Raw genomic sequence first — 15,140 nt, forward strand, 5'->3', positions numbered from 1 at the left:
GTGGCCCCGGCAACAGAAAGAGAGCCTAGCGACCATGAGGTCGCCAGGCTCTCCTCAGCCGTCACTCAGCCCCCGTGCAGCGGGCTACTCCTGCCACCACTCCGCGTCGTCGTCCGCCTTGGCCTCCTGCTTGGCGGGCGCGGTCACGGCCGGCTTCTCGCTCACCGGCGCCGCGAGCGCCGGCTTGGGCGGGGCCGCGGTCACCGCGGGCTCGGGCTCCATGCCCGGCAGGGCCGCGCCACCGAGCAGCTGGCGCAGCTGCGCCAGGTGGCTGGTGATGCTGTCGCGCTGGCGGGTGAGCTCGTCGACCTGGCGCTGCATCGCCGTACGGGTGCGCTCGGCCTCGTTCTTCGCCTCGGTGACGATCGTCTCGGCGCTGGACTTGGCCTCGGAGACGATCGTCTCGGCGTTCTTGCGGGCGTTGGCGACCAGCTGCTTGGCGTGCAGGTCGGCCTCGCGGCGGGTCTGCTCGGCCTGCTGGGTCGCCTTCGTGGCCCGGGACTCCGCCGTGGCGGCGCGCTGCTCGGCCTCGGCGACCAGCTTCTGGGTGGCCGCCTGCGCGGTGGCGTGGCGCTCTGCCTCCTGGCGCTCCGCCTCCTCACGCCGCGACGCGAGCTGGATCTCGAACTCCGCCTCGTCCTGCGCCCGCTTGGCCTCGGACTCCTCCAGCACCCGCTGCGCCTGCGCCCGCATCTCGTCGGCCTGGCGCTTGGCGGTGGTCAGCACCTCGTCGCGCTCGCGCTTGGTCGAGGCGCGCAGCTGCGCCACCTCGCGCTCGGTGGTCGTGCGCAGCTTGGCGATCTCACGCTCGGCGTCGGCCCGCTTCTCGGCCACCTCGTGGTCGGCGGTGGCCCGCAGCTTGGCGACCTCGCGCTCGGTGGTGCTGGTGAGCTCGTCGGCCTCGCGACGGGCGGTCGAGCGGATCTCGTCGGCCTCCCGCTCGGCGGTGGTCCGCATCTCGTCGCTCTCGCGGGCGGCCTGCGCGCGCTTCTCGGCGGCCTCGGCCTCCGCGGCGGCGCGCATGTCGGCGGCCTCCACCTTGGCGGCCGCCTTGATCTCGTTGGCCTCGGACCGGGCGGCCTGGACGAGCTCGGTGGCCTGCTCCTCGGCCAGCCGGAGCAACTGCTCGATGCGGGCGCCGAGACCGGAGTAGGTGGGGCGCTCCTGCTCCTGCAACTGCCGCTGGGAGTCGGACAGGTCGCGCTGCAGGGAGGTGACCTGCTCACGGGCCTGGCGCAGTTCGCCGTCGAGCTGCTTCAGGTGGTCGTGGACCTGATGGCGGTCATAACCGCGAAGCACCACGTCGAATTCGCGTGCGGGGGCGTCCTCGAAGAAGTTGTTGAGTTGTGCGTCGATGTCGGACTGCATGGAGGCTCGATCCTGGGTTGTCGAGACGGCTACACGGGGCCGGACGGGGGGTTCGGGGCAGCCGAGCCAGGAGCCTGTGCCTCGCGGCAGGCTCCCATGTCCGGTGGAAAGCCAGCGTACTCCGCCGGTGCCGACTCTGAAGCCCCGTCCGCCTTTCTGCACGACTAGTTACATATGAACGAATTTTGCGTTTGCTAGGGCGTAGGAGCCTGTACCAGCTCCGTGAGCATTCCTCCCACGTCCTTGGGATGCAGAAACGCGATCTGCGAGCCCATGGAGCCGTGCCGGGGCCGTTCGTCCAGCAACCGCACGCCTTTCCCGCCGATTTCCGCCATCGCCCGCTCCACGTCCGGGACGCCGAACGCCACATGGTGGACACCCTCGCCGCGCTTGGCCAGGAACCTGCCCACGGGCGAGTCGGGGGAGAGAGGTTCGAGCAACTGGATGTAGGAGCCGCCCCCCTCGCCGTCGGCGACGTGCAGCATGGCCTCCTTGACGCCCTGCTCCTCGTTCACCTCGCGCGCCACCACGGTCAGGTCGAACGTCGAGGAGAACAACGCGATCTTCTCCTCCAGGTCGTGGCATGCGATCCCTATGTGGTCGATGCGCATGAACATGTCTGGCCCACCTCCATAGCCAACGGCTTTCTACCCGTGGGTATGGTGTCAAAGAACCTCACGCCCGCACAGGAGGCCGTCATGTCTGGTTCCGTCATCGTCGCCGGAGCACGCACGCCGATCGGCAAGCTGCTGGGCGCCCTGTCCGGCTTGCCCGCCGTCGAACTGGGCGGCATCGCCATCAAGGCGGCCCTGGAGCGCGCCGGTGTGCGCCCCGAGGACGTCGAGTACGTGATCATGGGCCAGGTGCTCCAGGCAGGCGCGGGCCAGATCCCCTCGCGCCAGGCCGCCGTCAAGGCCGGCATCCCGATGACCGTGCCGTCGATCACGATCAACAAGGTCTGCCTGTCGGGCCTCGACGCCATCGCCCTGGCCGACCAGCTCATCCGCGCGGGCGAGTTCGACATCGTGGTGGCCGGCGGCATGGAGTCGATGACCAACGCGCCGCACCTGCTGCCCGGCCTGCGCAAGGGCGTCAAGTACGGCGGCTCCGACGTCGTCGACTCGATGGCGCACGACGGCCTGTTCTGCGCGTTCGACCAGTGCGCGATGGGCGAGTCCACCGAGCGTTACAACGCCCGCCTCGGCATCGGCCGCGAGGAGCAGGACTCCCTGTCGGCCCGCTCCCACCAGCTCGCGGCGGCCGCCACCAAGAACGGCGTCTTCGAGGACGAGATCGTGCCCGTCGAGGTCCCGCAGCGGCGCGGCGAGCCGGTCGTCGTCAAGGAGGACGAGGGAGTGCGCGGCGACACCACGGTGGAGGTGCTGGCCCGGCTGCGCCCCGCGTACGCGCCCGACGGCACCATCACGGCCGGGTCCGCCTCGCAGATCTCCGACGGCGCCTGCGCGGTGGTCGTCATGTCCAAGGCCAAGGCCGAGGAGCTCGGGCTGCCGTGGCTGGCCGAGATCGGCAGGCACGGCAACGTCGCGGGCCCCGACGCCTCGCTGCAGTCGCAGCCGGCCAACGCCATCAAGCAGGCGCTGCTCAAGCAGGGCCTGACCACGGGCGACCTCGACCTGATCGAGATCAACGAGGCGTTCGCCAGCGTGGTGCTCCAGTCGGCCAAGGAGCTCGACGTGCCGCTCGACAAGGTGAACGTCAACGGCGGCGGCATCGCCCTCGGCCACCCCATCGGCGCCTCCGGCGCCCGCATCGTCCTCACCCTCGCCCACGAACTCCGCCGCCGCGGCGGCGGCTGGGGCGCGGCCGGCCTGTGCGGCGGTGGCGGCCAGGGCGACGCCCTCCTCCTCCGCGTCCCCTCGACCACCGAGGACTGACCGCCCACGGCGCCGCGTCCGCGCGTCTGACGGGCGGACGCCCGCCGTGCCGCGACAGCGGTGTCGCCCGCTACGGCGAGTCGCTGAGCTGGACGGTCACCTTGGTGAAGCCGAGCGACTTCAGCAGGCCCTCCAGCATGGCCCTGGTGTTGGCGTCGGCCCGGGAGCGCAGGTCGCTGGAGGTGGCGGCTTCGGCGATCTTCTTCTCCGCCAGCACGTACAGCTCGCGCTGGTCGGCCGGCGAGGACGACAGGAAGTCCGACGCCCGGTCGATCAGCCCGCGCTGCTGCGCGAAGACGTAGGAGCGCCGGTTGTCCAGGTTGGGCTTCTCCAACTGCGCCCGCGGCAGCCGGACGGTCGCCTCGGTGCGCTCGGCGTTGACCGTGACGGCGCCGCCCGCCAGCTTCGAGAAGTCCACGTAGGCGTCGACGCTGCCCGCGCCGACGAACAGCGTGCGGCTGCCCTTGACCGCGTCGGGCAGGAAGGCGGCGTCCTTCTCCAGGTCGACCACGACTTGGAAGCTCCCCGTGGCCGCCTCGAACCTGCTCAGATCCCTGATCGACTGCAGCAGCACGGGCTGGCTGCGGTCGATGGTCCGCTCGGCCGTCGGGTCGAGCCACGTCCAGGCCAGCCGGCCGCCGACCACGAGCAGCGCCGCCAGCACGAGGAGGCCGGCGACATATCGCCACCTGCGGCGCCGTCCCGGGGTGACCGGGGAGGGCGCCGTACGGGAAGTCGTCATGTGTGGGTGCCTACCCGACCAGAGATGATCATTGCCAGCGTTTTGGTGACATGTCCGGTCCCCGGCCCGGAGACGGCGTGTCGCCGGGACCCGGGTAGACGGGGTAGACCTGCTGCGTCGTGGACGTCGCCGCCACGGGAGCCGAGCCGGGCACGGCGCCGGGCGCCGCTCCGGGAAGCGCGCCCTCAGAACGGGCGAGCGAGGCCGCGGCCGAGCCGGCCGCGGGGCCGCCGCCGAAGTGGCTGCTCGACAGCCCGCACGACTGGAAGTCGCTGAAGAACATTCGCAGCCACTCGCGCCGCTGGTGCTCGCCCAGCCCGGAGAACCAGGCGGCGGCGTACTGGTGCTCCGGCTGCGGCCCGCCGGGCAGCGGCTCGCCGCGCAGCCAGGCCATCACGATCTCCCGGTAGCCGTCGGCGGGACTGCCGGGGCAGCGCGCCGCCAGCGATTCGACGTACTCGTACGACGCCTGGTCGGCGAACCCCGCCGACAGGTCGCGCACGTGGATGGGCGCCAGCCCGGCGGACGGCCGCAACTCGTCGTCCAGGGGCCGCTGCTCCACCCGGGTGAACGCCGCCGGCGTGCCCGCCAGCCTGGAGGCGATCTTGGTGAACGACGCCCCCACCTCGGTCAGCCCGGCCCGCATGCCGGGATGCAGACAGACCGTGATCGGCCACTCCTGGCAGGCGTAGGCGATCTCCTGCGCCGCGGCGGGCTTCGGCTCGGCCAGCAGGCGCGCCACCCCCGCCCCCGCGGCCAGCACGGCCAGCAGCGCGAACGCCAGCACCAGCGCCTGCCGGGTGACCATCGCCGTCCAGCCCAGCAGCAGCGCCGTGGTGACGCCGAGCAGCCATACGATCTGGTCGAAGAACGCGGCGCCGCTCAACCCCTGGAACAGGTCGTACGGCTCGCCCGTGCCGGGCGCCAGCCGGTCGGCCCAGCCCTCGCCGTCGGCGAGCCAGGTGAACAGCCCGTAGCAGCCGAGCCCGGCCAGCGGCGGGGGGACCGCCCTGGGCGCGAGCCAGCCCACCACCCACCCGATCACCGAGTACAGGGCCAGCCCCGCCATGCCCACCCCGAGCCCGGGCAGGCTGAGCCGCCCCGACTGCTCGGTCAGCACGGTCTTGACGGCCAGCACCAGCACCGTCGCACCGAACGAGCCCAGCACCACCGCCACGATGGCCAGCGGCGCCTTGACCGCCCGCCAGACGTTCACCTGCCTGCCGCGCAGCGCCCTGCGCTTGCGCAGGGCCACCCACGCGGCGAAGGCGGCGGCCACGGGCCCCGTCAGGCGGAGCGAGCCGATGACCGCGGCCACGATGTTCTCCCAGGCGTCCACGCCCGGTATCAGGACGCTCCACGCCGCGACCAGGCCGAGCGCCAGCAGCACGGCGACCGTCACGGCCGCGCTCTGCTTCAGCTCCTCGCGTGAAACGCCCGCGTGCTCACGCACGCGACTTCCCGTTGACATGCACCAAGCACCCCCGTGCCCCCGTGGCGACGCGGAACGACAGAGAAGTCCGGGCAGGTCCCCACCGCCGGTGGACTTGGGGTTCGCGTCACCAATCGATGCGAGAACCATAACGGAGCGTGATGATTGACGTCCGCATTCTTGGCCAAGCAGTGAATCTGATCGCTGAGAGTAACCAGGCGAAACCGGACGAGCGGCACGCTACCGTAGCGCTGTGTCTCAGCCGAAGCCGCTCAATCTGCCGTTCGACCCCATCGAACGCGCCGCGCAGACCTGGCGTGTTCACTTCGGACCCTCTTCCGCCATGGCGGCCGTCACCTCGATCATGAGAGCGCACCAGATCCTGCTGTCGCAACTGGACGCGCTCCTGAAGCCGTACGACTTGACCTTCGCCAGGTACGAGGCGCTGGTGCTGTTGACCTTCAGCCGGACGGGCTCGCTGCCGCTGTGGAAGATCGGCGAACGTCTCATGGTGCACCCGACCAGCGTCACCAACACCGTCGACCGGCTGGAGAGGTCCGGGCTGGTCAGCAGGATGCGCAACCCCCGCGACGGGCGAGGCGTGCTCGCGGAGATCACCGACGCGGGCCGCGACGTGGTGCGGCGGGCCACGGACGACCTGATGGCCGCCGACTTCGGGCTCGGCATGTACGGCGAGGACGACCTGAGGCGGATCTTCGACGAGCTGCGCACGCTCCGGGTGGCGGCGGGGGACTTCCCGGACGACTGAGACAGTCATGGCGGCCACCCGGCTGGTCAGGCCCAGCCGTGCACGGACCTGATGGCCGCGGCGACCTCGTTGACCAGGGCCATGTTGTCGCCGTTCGCCATGACGGCGTATCCAGCGCCGAGCTCCGGATAGCCCTTGAACACGGCCTTGAACCCGTAGTTCGAGCCGTCGTGGGTGTAGGAGAAGTCCTTCGTCCCCGAGCCCGCGACGAAGAAGCCCCGGCCCATGCCGGGCTGGGGCCCCGTGGTGAGCAGCGTCCGCACCGAGGCCTTGCTGAGCGGGCCGGCGATGTCGCCCGAGGCGGTCCACGCCCGGTTGAGGTACGACACGAGCCGGCACAGGTCCAGGACGTTGGTGTAGAGACCCGCCGCGGCCGACTCCGGGTAGCGGTTGCGCCTGCCCGGGATCACGGCGCCGGCGGCGGTGTGCCCGGAGGCGAGCTCGAAGGCGGGGGCGAGCGCGTACGAGCTGGTCCTCATCCCCAGCGGACCGAACACCTCCTTGGCCATGTACGACGCCAGCGACATGCCGCTCTTCTGCTCCACCATCCGCTGCAGCAGCACGAAGCCCGCCCCGGAGTAGTGGTACGCCGCGCCGGGATCGGTGCTCAGCTCGATCCGGGGCGAGTTGCCCTCGCCGTTCATGACCTGGAGCAGGGAGGGCACCGTGGCGTCCGGGCCGTAGCCGGCGAAGCCGCCGCCGCCCGAGCCGAACCCGGAGCAGGCGTCCGCGGGGGAGGTGGAGCCGCGCCCGATGACGCCGCCCCGGTGGGTCAGCAGGCGGTCGACGGTCGGCACCGCGGACGACGACACGCACGAGCGGCGCGGCAGGGTCCAGCCGAGGAGGGGACGGATGTCGCCGCTCAGCGGCAGCCCGAGCGTCTGGGTGAGGCGCAGCACGCCGATCGCGGCGACGGCCTTGCTGATGGAGGCGGCCTGGAAGGCGGTCTCCGGGTGCGCAGCGGCGGCGCCACCGGCCTCCAGCCGCCCGTAGCCCGTGGACCAGGCGATCTTGTTGCCGGTCACCACCGCGACCGCCACGCCCGGCGTGTTCCACGCGCTCATCCGCTGCCAGATGGTGGAGTCGCGCACCGCGTTCTCGACCTGGCGGACCCGGTCGACGGGCAGCGACGGCACCCTGCCGCGGGTGCTCAGCGACCAGCCGCCGGCCGGCGTGAAGGCCAGGTTGTGCAGCTGCCATCCGTCGGCGGCGAACTCGCCCATCGTGCCGAAGCACTCGTCGTCGATGCCGCGCGCGAAGAACTCGTCCTGGGCGACGACCGCCCACCCGCCGGTCCGGGGAAAGGCGGCCCTGGTCACCCGTCGGCCGCCCTGCGTCAGGTTGCGCATCATCTGGTAGCACTCGTCGTCGATGCCGCGCGCGTAGAAGCCCTGGGTGTCGGCCACCACCCACCGGTCGCCGCCCGCCGGCGGGAAGGCGACGTCGACGACCTGCCGACCGGCGGCGTAGCAGCTCTGCACCCGCTGGTGGCAATCGACGGGCAGGCCGCGCGCCGACATGCCCTTGTCACCGGTGATCACCCATCGGTCGCCGCCCTCGGGCGGGAAGGCCACGCAGTGGATCCTCCACCCGGCGCCGATCTTCGCGCGGAGCTCGGCGAAGAACGCGTCGGGAACGCCGCGTGCGAAATACCGGCCGTCCTGGGTGACGATGACCCAGCCGCCGGACGGCGTGAACGCGACCGACGCGATGCCGTACGGAGCCAGCTCGCCCATCTTCGTGTGCGCCTCGTCGGGCACGCGCCGGTTGAAGTACGGGTAACTCGCCGCCCGCGCCGCCGGGCCGAATCCGGCGGCGGCCAGTCCCACGCCCGCAGCGCCGGTCATGGTGAGAAAACGTCTCCGGTCCATGCGAGAAACTCCTCAGGTCAACGACGGAAGAGGCCTCGTGCCAGGGCGCGGTCACGAGGCCCGGAGGGATTTTGGCAGATCGCGGGGATGTGTCGATCTTCTGCCCGCGCCCACGGGCCGGCCGCCTGTCAGGACGCGGGCGGCCGGGCGGCCGGGCGCACGCCGCCGCGCTGCTCCCTCCGCGACCTCGGTGGCGTCCCCGTCTCCCGGCATGCGGCAAGATGAAGAACATGGCGGACTTCTCACGGCCCGGGTCGCTCTACGGAGCGATCGATCTGGGCGCGCGTAAGCAGGCTCTGGAAGCGCAGGCCCGGCGCGAGGCCGCCGGGCCGCAGGCGGCGGCCGCGGTGGTCGAGGTGACCGAGGAGACGTTCACGAGCGACGTCGTCGACCGTTCGATGACCGTGCCCGTCGTGCTCGACCTCTGGTCGCCGCGGGCTCCCGGCAGCGCCCAGCTCAGCCCCGTCCTGGAGAAGGTCGTCGGCGACCTCGGCGGCCGGGCCGTCCTGGCCCGGGTCAACGTGGACGCCAGCCCGCAGATCGCCCAGGCGCTGCGCGTGCAGGCGGTGCCGACCGTGCTGGCGATCTTCCAGGGGCAGGCGGTCACCGGATTCCAGCAGGTGCTGCCCGAGCAGGAGGTGCGCCGCTGGCTCGACGAGCTGATGGGCGCGGTCGAGCAGTTCTACCAGGCCAACCCGGCCGCCCGGCCGCAGCCGGCCGGGGAGCAGGAGGGGCCCGCCGCGCCCCCGGCCGACCCCGACCTGCTGGCGGCCGAGCAGGCCATCGACAAGGGCGACCTCGACGCGGCGGCGGCCGCCTACGAGCGGCTGCTCGCCCGCTCCCCGGGCAACGAGGACGCCAAGATGGGCCTCGCGGGCGTCAACCTGATCAAGCGCACCGAGAGCGTCGATCCGGCCGAGGTGCAGCGCCGGCTGGCCGACCCGGCCGACCTCGACGCCCAGTTGCTCGCGGCCGACCTGCAGATGCTCTCGGGCGCCGTGGACGAGGCGTTCGAGCGGGTCGTCGCCGTGGTCAAGCGCACCTCCGGCGACGAGCGCGACAAGGCCAGGCGCCACCTGCTCAGCCTGTTCGACACGCTGCCGGGCGACGACCCGTCCCTGGCCAAAGCGCGTAGGGCGCTGGCGAGCGCGCTGTTCTAACCTGGGGGTATGCGGGTCGTCACGATCTCGGCGACATATGGCACGGCCGGGAGCCACATCGGCCCGGCCGTGGCCGCGGAGCTCGGCGTGCCGTTCGTCGACCGGGCGATCCCCAGCGCCGTCGCGCAGGAGCTCGGCTGCACGCTGGAGGAGGCGCTGGCCCACGACGACCGGGCCGAGCACGGCCTCGGCAGGCTGCTGGCCGGCGCGATGCGGCTGCCGACCGTCACCTTCGGCGGGGTGGACATGTACGTCCCCGGCGCGATGCCGCTGCCGCCGGAGGAGTTCGTCCGCCGCACCGAGCGCATCCTGCAGGAGACGGCCCGCACGCGGGGCGGCGTCTTCCTGGGCCGGGCCGGCGCGATCGTGCTGGCCGACCATCCCGGCGCCCTGCACGTCCGGCTCGACGCCCCGTCGCGGCGCAGGGTGCGGCAGACCGCCACGCTCGCCCAGGTGAGCGAGCGGGAGGCCCGCAAGGTCATCGAGGACTCCGACCGTGCCCGCACCGCCTACGTGCGCCACTTCTACCGCGCCGACCCGGCCGACCCCGGGCTCTACCATCTCGTGATCGACAGCACCACCATCCCGGTGCCGGCCTGCGTCGATCTCATCGTCACGGCGGCTGAGGCACTGGACTGACCCGGCGCCCCCTACCATAAGAGGACTTCCTGGTCAGCCCCCGAAGGAGCGATTGACGTGGCGACCGTCCCGAGTGTGTCGTACTCCATCACCGTGCGGCTGGAGGTGCCGGCCGGTGGCAAGGCCGTCAGCCAGCTCACCCACGCCGTAGAGACGGCGGGGGGCGTGGTCACCGCCCTCGACGTCACCAACGCGGGCCACGAGAAGCTGCGCATCGACGTCACCTGCGCCGCCAGGGACACCGACCACGCCCAGGCGATCGTCGACAAGCTGGAGGCGGTCGAGGGCGTCGTCATCCACAAGGTCTCCGACCGCACCTTCCTCATGCACCTCGGCGGCAAGATCGAGATGGTGTCGAAGGTACCGCTGCGCAACCGCGACGAGCTGTCCATGGCCTACACCCCCGGCGTCGCCCGGGTGTCGATGGCGATCGCCCGCAACAAGGAGGACGCGCGCCGGCTGACCATCAAGCGCAACACGGTCGCCGTGGTCACCGACGGCTCGGCGGTGCTGGGCCTCGGCAACATCGGGCCGGAGGCGGCACTGCCGGTGATGGAGGGCAAGGCGGCGCTGTTCAAGCGCTTCGCGGGCATCGACGCCTGGCCCATCTGCCTCGACACCCAGGACGTCGACGAGATCGTCCGCACCGTCCAGCTCCTCGCCCCCGGCTTCGGCGGCATCAACCTGGAGGACATCTCCGCGCCGCGCTGCTTCGAGGTGGAGCGCCGGCTGCGGGAGCTCCTCGACATCCCGGTCTTCCACGACGACCAGCACGGCACCGCCATCTGCGTGCTGGCCGCCCTCACCAACGCGCTGCGCGTGGTCGGCAAGCCCATCGAGGACGTGAAGATCACCATGGCGGGGGCGGGCGCTGCCGGCAACGCCGTGCTGCGCCTGCTGCTCGCCGCCGGCGCGCGCAACGTCGTGGTCTGCGACTATCTCGGCGCCGTGCACAAGGGCCGCGACGACCTCGACGAGTCGCTGCGCTGGATCGCCGACCACACCAACGCCGAGGGCTACTCGGGCGACCTGCGCGGCGCGGTCAAGGACGCCGACGTGTTCGTGGGCGTCTCGGCGCCGGGCATCCTGTCGGGCGACGACATCGCCACGATGGCGCCCGACGCGGTGGTGTTCGCGCTGGCCAACCCCGAGCCCGAGGTCTCACCCGACGACGCCCGCGAGCACGCGGCCGTGGTGGCCACCGGCCGCTCCGACTACCCCAACCAGATCAACAACGTGCTGGCGTTCCCGGGTGTCTTCCGCGGCCTGCTCGACGCCCAGGCGACGGAGGTCACCCAGGAGATGCTGCTGGCCGCCGCCGGCGCCCTGGCCGCCGTCGTCACGCCGGAGGAGCTCGGCCCCAACTACATCATCCCGAGCGTCTTCCACCCCGACGTGGCGACCGCCGTCGCTGCCGCCGTCCGCGAGTCCGCCGGCGGCCGCGCCCGCGGCTTCACCGAGGCCTGACCGGGGCCTGTCGCTGGTACGGCACGCCCGCCGGGCGCGGGCTTCTCGCTGGTACGGCACTGGAGAGTGCGGGCGCTGCCTGGGTCTCGCGCCGGGCTCTCGCTGGTACGGGGCTGGAGAGTGCGGGCGCTGCCTGGGTCTCGCGCCGGGCTCTCGCTGGTACGGCACGGCCAGGCCGGCCGCCACCCGCCGCACGGGGCTGAGGGCCTCCAGGAGGACGCCCGCTGACCGGACGGTGGCGGCCCGCCGTCACGGCGCCCTGCCGGCCGTGCCTTCCGCGACCGGGCACCTGTGACGGATCCGGGATCGGTGGTGCCTTCCGGGACCGGGTGCCTGTGACGGATCCGGGATCGGCCGTGCCTTCCGGGGCCCGCCCCTCTCGTCGTGCCGGACCCGAGGCTCTCCGGCCGATGCTCGTCCGCCTGATGCCCCATCCGCCCGGCGCCCCCGTACCGGCTCGGCCGCGGCGGGCCCGGTCCGTCCGGGCGGGGCTCGGGGCGGAGGGTGCCGAGGAGCGCTGGGACGGACGGTAATCGACAGAGCGGGGACGGCTGCGTACCGTGACATCGCCGGACCGGGGGAGCGGGATGGGTGGTTGACCCCTCATCATGGAGGTATGGCGGAAGCGATCTACGTCGGCGGTTTGCTGGTGGCCACACCGCTGCTCGACGACCCCAACTTCCGGCGTAGCGTCGTGCTGATCCTCGAACACGACAGCGAGGGCGGCACCCTGGGCGTGGTGCTCAACCGGCCGAGCGAGATCTCGGTCACCCAGGTGCTGCCGGTGTGGGACCCTCTGGTGACCGGGCCTTCCGTGCTGTTCCAGGGCGGGCCCGTGCAGACCGACAGCGCGCTCGCCCTCGCGGCGGTGCCGAGCGGCGCGGAGCCGCTGGGCTGGCGCCGGCTGCACGCGGGCACGCCGGCCGTGTCAAGGCTCGGCACCGTCGACCTCGACGCGCCGCCGGAGATCCTGCAGGGCGAGATCTCCCAGATGCGAATCTTCGCCGGTTACGCGGGCTGGACGGCGGGGCAGCTGGAGAGCGAGATCGCCGAGGGCGCGTGGTACGTCGTCGACTCCGAGGCGGGCGACACCTTCCACACCGACCCGGGGGCGCTCTGGCGGCACGTGCTGCGGCGGCAGCGGGGCGAGCTGGCCTTCGTGGCCAACTGCCCCGACGACCCCACCATGAACTGACCGCCCGACCACCCCGACCACCCGACCACCCCGACCACCCGACCACCCCAACCACCCGGCCACCGGCCACCGGCCACCCGGCCACCTGGCCGCTCGGGCCGACCGGCCGGGCCGGTGGCCGGTCCGGATCGGCTGGGGCGGATGGGGCCGGCCATGCGGGGCAGGGCCGGACCCGGTGCGGGTCGGGCCGGAGCGGCCGGGGCGGATCGGGTCAGCCGTGCAGGTCGGGGCGGAGCAGGCTGTGGGCCAGGTCGATCGTCTCCTCCAGGCGCGCGGCGATCTCCCGGACGTCCTCCACGGCGGGTTTCGGGCACTCGAAGCCGACCCGCATCGTGGACATCGCGAACGCCACGATCAGGTGGCAGAACCGGTCGGTGTCAGGGTCGGTGCCCCTGCGGCCGGCGATCTCGGCGACCAGCCGGCGTTCGGTGGCGGCGCCTCTGGCCACCGATAGGCCCACCAGGTGCGGGTGCTCGTCGAGCAGCCGGCGCAGCTTGAGGAATCTGCTGGTGTCCTCCGGCGTTGAGTCCTCCATGTCGGCGAGCACCGCGCGCAACGTGTGCATGAGCGACGTGAACGCGGGCTCGTCGGCCGGGCGGGACCGCAGGGTGTCGAGCATGATCTCCTCGCCGTGGTCGTGGAACCACAGCGCGAGGTGGTCCTTGCCGGCGAAGTAGCGGAAGAACGTGCGCGGGGAGATGTCGACCGACCCCGCGATCTGCTCCACGGTGGTCGAGTCGTACCCTTGTTCGAGGAACAGATCGAGCGCGGTGTCGAGGATCGCCAGCCGCGTCTTCTCCTTCTTGGCTTCCCGCAGACCCACAGACGTCACTCCCTCGCAACCTGCCTGTCACAGTATGTCAGAAGTCACAGCCTGACTTTTAAAAGCGTTTGTCATTCTGTCACTGACTGCCATAGATTACCCCCGACTTGAGAGATCTATGCCCCGGTGTGGGGCAAGGTGCAATGAGGGGGACTCCATGGCCAACCCGAAGACGGTCGAGGCGCCGTCGTCGCCGGAGCCGGACCAAGCGCGATCCGGGGGCAATCCGTGGCTGGTGCTGCTGGCGGTCAGCCTCGGCGTCATCATGGTGATGCTCGACGGCACCGTGGTCGGCATCGCCAACCCGGTCATCCAGCAGGACCTGGGCGCCTCGCTGGCCGACCTGCAGTGGGTGACCAGCGGCTACCTGCTGGCGCTGGCGGTCTTTCTGATCACCGCCGGCAAGCTGGGTGACCTGTTCGGGCACAAGCGGGTGTTCCTGATCGGCGTCGCGGGCTTCGCGGTGACGTCGGTGGGCATCGGCCTCAGCCAGGAGCTGGCCGACGTGATCCCCGGTCTGTCGCCGGTGGGCGCTCTGATCGCGCTGCGCGTCCTGCAGGGCCTGTTCGGCGCGCTGCTCCAGCCGGCCGCGCTGGCGCTGCTGCGCGGCGCGTTCCCGGGCGAGAAGCTCAACCAGGCGATGGGCGCCTGGGGCGCCATCATCGGCCTGTCCAGCGCCGCCGGCCCGATCGTGGGCGGCCTGCTCGTCGAGAAGGTCAGCTGGGAGTCCGTCTTCTTCATCAACGCCCCGGTCGGCATCATCGCGCTGGTGATGGGCCTGGTCATCATCAAGGACCGGCGCTCGCAGACGCTCGCCCGGATCGACTGGCCCGGGGTGGTGCTGCTGTCGGGCGCGATGTTCGCCCTCGTGTGGTCGATCATCAAGGCCCCCGAGTGGGGCTGGGGCGACACCAAGACGATCGGCTTCCTGGCCGGCTTCGCCGTGCTGATCGCCGCGTTCATCTTCTGGCAGTCCAGGGCCAGGCAGCCGCTGGTGCCGCTCTCGCTGTTCAGGAACGTGTCGATCTCCATCGGCACCGTGCTGATGATGATGGTCGCGTTCGCCATGTTCGGCGCGATGTTCTTCCTGGGCTTCTTCTTCCAGGGCGTCCACGGCCTGAGCCCGCTCGACGCCGGCCTGCGCATGCTGCCGATGAGCGCGGGCATGATCGTGGCCTCGCCGCTGGCCGGCATGCTGATCGGCAAGCTCGGCCCGAAGATCACGATGGCGGTCGGCCTGGTGATCACGGCCGGCTCGATGTTCCTCATGTCGCAGCTCAGCATCGACGCCACGTTCGTCGAGACCGCCATCCCGTTCGTGCTGCTCGCCTTCGGCATGTCGCCGGTGTTCGTCGGCGCCACCGAGATCATCGTCGGCAACGCGCCCCTCGAGCTCAGCGGCGTCGCCGGTGGCGTGCAGCAGTCGGCCATGCAGGTCGGCGGCGCGCTCGGCACCGCCATCCTCGGCGCCGTCATGGCCGCCGAGATCTCCAGCAAGCTGCCCGGCTACCTCGGCCCCGCGGCCCAGGGCATCCCGGCGGAGCAGCTGTCGCTGCTGGAGAAGGCCGCCGCGTTCGGCGGGCTGCCGGCCGGCACGCCGCAACAGCTCAGAGACCTGGTCGGCCCGGCCGTGAACAACGCGTTCATGGACGGCATGCATCTGGCGTTCCTGGTGAGCACCGGCATCGCGCTGCTCACCGCCGCGCTGACGCTGTTCGTCAAGGCGGGCCGCAAGGCGGAGGGCGCCCCGGTCCACATGGGTTGATCCCGATCCCACCC

Annotated in this window: 13 protein-coding genes; 7 read left to right on the top strand and 6 right to left on the bottom strand. The window is 71.8% G+C overall.

From position 1 onward, the window contains the following. Positions 1-84 precede the first annotated feature (84 nt). On the bottom strand, positions 85-1,368 hold the full coding sequence (locus CXR44_RS07515) for a DivIVA domain-containing protein (RefSeq protein WP_101784126.1): 1,284 nt from the start codon (positions 1,366-1,368) through the stop codon (positions 85-87). A gap of 194 nt (positions 1,369-1,562) precedes the next feature. Beyond that, positions 1,563-1,985, bottom strand: coding sequence for a methylmalonyl-CoA epimerase (gene mce / locus CXR44_RS07520; RefSeq protein WP_101784127.1), 423 nt, complete (start codon positions 1,983-1,985; stop codon positions 1,563-1,565). 81 nt (positions 1,986-2,066) lie between these two features. Here mce and CXR44_RS07525 point away from each other — a divergent pair, with 81 nt between their 5' ends. Continuing rightward, complete coding sequence (locus CXR44_RS07525) at positions 2,067-3,263, top strand: acetyl-CoA C-acetyltransferase (protein WP_101784128.1); 1,197 nt, start codon at positions 2,067-2,069, stop codon at positions 3,261-3,263. Between the two features lie 70 nt (positions 3,264-3,333). Here the strand turns inward: CXR44_RS07525 and CXR44_RS07530 are convergent, their stop codons facing one another. Together CXR44_RS07530 and CXR44_RS07535 are read right to left on the bottom strand one after the other, a co-directional pair. Next, a complete protein-coding gene (locus tag CXR44_RS07530) occupies positions 3,334-4,005 on the bottom strand; it encodes a DUF4230 domain-containing protein (protein ID WP_101784129.1) in 672 nt (223 codons plus the stop codon). Between the two features lie 28 nt (positions 4,006-4,033). Continuing rightward, positions 4,034-5,458 (bottom strand): hypothetical protein, encoded by a 1,425-nt coding sequence (locus CXR44_RS07535; protein ID WP_101784130.1) that lies wholly within the window; start codon positions 5,456-5,458, stop codon positions 4,034-4,036. Between the two features lie 232 nt (positions 5,459-5,690). Between CXR44_RS07535 and CXR44_RS07540 the strand changes: the two genes are divergently transcribed. Beyond that, the gene (locus CXR44_RS07540) at positions 5,691-6,206 is read left to right on the top strand and encodes a MarR family winged helix-turn-helix transcriptional regulator (RefSeq protein ID WP_101784131.1); all 516 of its coding nucleotides are present in this window, start codon (positions 5,691-5,693) and stop codon (positions 6,204-6,206) included. A 26-nt stretch (positions 6,207-6,232) separates the two neighbouring features. Here the strand turns inward: CXR44_RS07540 and CXR44_RS07545 are convergent, their stop codons facing one another. Further along, complete coding sequence (locus CXR44_RS07545) at positions 6,233-8,077, bottom strand: serine hydrolase domain-containing protein (RefSeq protein ID WP_144069886.1); 1,845 nt, start codon at positions 8,075-8,077, stop codon at positions 6,233-6,235. A gap of 230 nt (positions 8,078-8,307) precedes the next feature. Between CXR44_RS07545 and CXR44_RS07550 the strand changes: the two genes are divergently transcribed. The 4 genes from CXR44_RS07550 (at position 8,308) to CXR44_RS07565 (ending at position 12,538) form a co-directional block, all read left to right on the top strand. Beyond that, the gene (locus CXR44_RS07550) at positions 8,308-9,237 is read left to right on the top strand and encodes a tetratricopeptide repeat protein (protein ID WP_101784133.1); all 930 of its coding nucleotides are present in this window, start codon (positions 8,308-8,310) and stop codon (positions 9,235-9,237) included. Between the two features lie 9 nt (positions 9,238-9,246). Further along, positions 9,247-9,876, top strand: coding sequence for a cytidylate kinase-like family protein (locus CXR44_RS07555; RefSeq protein ID WP_101784134.1), 630 nt, complete (start codon positions 9,247-9,249; stop codon positions 9,874-9,876). Positions 9,877-9,933: 57 nt separating this feature from the next. Then, the gene (locus CXR44_RS07560; RefSeq protein WP_101784135.1) at positions 9,934-11,343 is read left to right on the top strand and encodes an NAD-dependent malic enzyme; all 1,410 of its coding nucleotides are present in this window, start codon (positions 9,934-9,936) and stop codon (positions 11,341-11,343) included. A gap of 616 nt (positions 11,344-11,959) precedes the next feature. After that, complete coding sequence (locus CXR44_RS07565; protein ID WP_101784136.1) at positions 11,960-12,538, top strand: YqgE/AlgH family protein; 579 nt, start codon at positions 11,960-11,962, stop codon at positions 12,536-12,538. 211 nt (positions 12,539-12,749) lie between these two features. Here CXR44_RS07565 and CXR44_RS07570 read toward each other — a convergent pair whose 3' ends face one another. After that, positions 12,750-13,361, bottom strand: coding sequence for a TetR family transcriptional regulator (locus tag CXR44_RS07570; protein WP_180903215.1), 612 nt, complete (start codon positions 13,359-13,361; stop codon positions 12,750-12,752). Between the two features lie 157 nt (positions 13,362-13,518). On the opposite strand from CXR44_RS07570, the gene CXR44_RS07575 reads away from it, so the two are divergent. Beyond that, positions 13,519-15,126 (top strand): MFS transporter, encoded by a 1,608-nt coding sequence (locus tag CXR44_RS07575; protein WP_101784138.1) that lies wholly within the window; start codon positions 13,519-13,521, stop codon positions 15,124-15,126. Positions 15,127-15,140 lie beyond the last annotated feature (14 nt).

This window comes from Nonomuraea indica, assembly GCF_002850745.1.
Lineage (GTDB): Bacteria > Actinomycetota > Actinomycetes > Streptosporangiales > Streptosporangiaceae > Nonomuraea > Nonomuraea indica.

Bases quoted from the DNA above. Each gene is read 5' to 3' on its own strand.
- CXR44_RS07515 (WP_101784126.1), bottom strand. From the start codon at position 1,368: ATGCAGTCCGACATCGACGCACAACTCAACAACTTCTTCGAGGACGCC.
- mce (WP_101784127.1), bottom strand. From the start codon at position 1,985: ATGTTCATGCGCATCGACCACATAGGGATCGCATGCCACGACCTGGAG.
- CXR44_RS07525 (WP_101784128.1), top strand. From the start codon at position 2,067: ATGTCTGGTTCCGTCATCGTCGCCGGAGCACGCACGCCGATCGGCAAG.
- CXR44_RS07530 (WP_101784129.1), bottom strand. From the start codon at position 4,005: ATGACGACTTCCCGTACGGCGCCCTCCCCGGTCACCCCGGGACGGCGC.
- CXR44_RS07545 (WP_144069886.1), bottom strand. From the start codon at position 8,077: ATGGACCGGAGACGTTTTCTCACCATGACCGGCGCTGCGGGCGTGGGA.
- CXR44_RS07550 (WP_101784133.1), top strand. From the start codon at position 8,308: ATGGCGGACTTCTCACGGCCCGGGTCGCTCTACGGAGCGATCGATCTG.
- CXR44_RS07555 (WP_101784134.1), top strand. From the start codon at position 9,247: ATGCGGGTCGTCACGATCTCGGCGACATATGGCACGGCCGGGAGCCAC.
- CXR44_RS07565 (WP_101784136.1), top strand. From the start codon at position 11,960: ATGGCGGAAGCGATCTACGTCGGCGGTTTGCTGGTGGCCACACCGCTG.
- CXR44_RS07575 (WP_101784138.1), top strand. From the start codon at position 13,519: ATGGCCAACCCGAAGACGGTCGAGGCGCCGTCGTCGCCGGAGCCGGAC.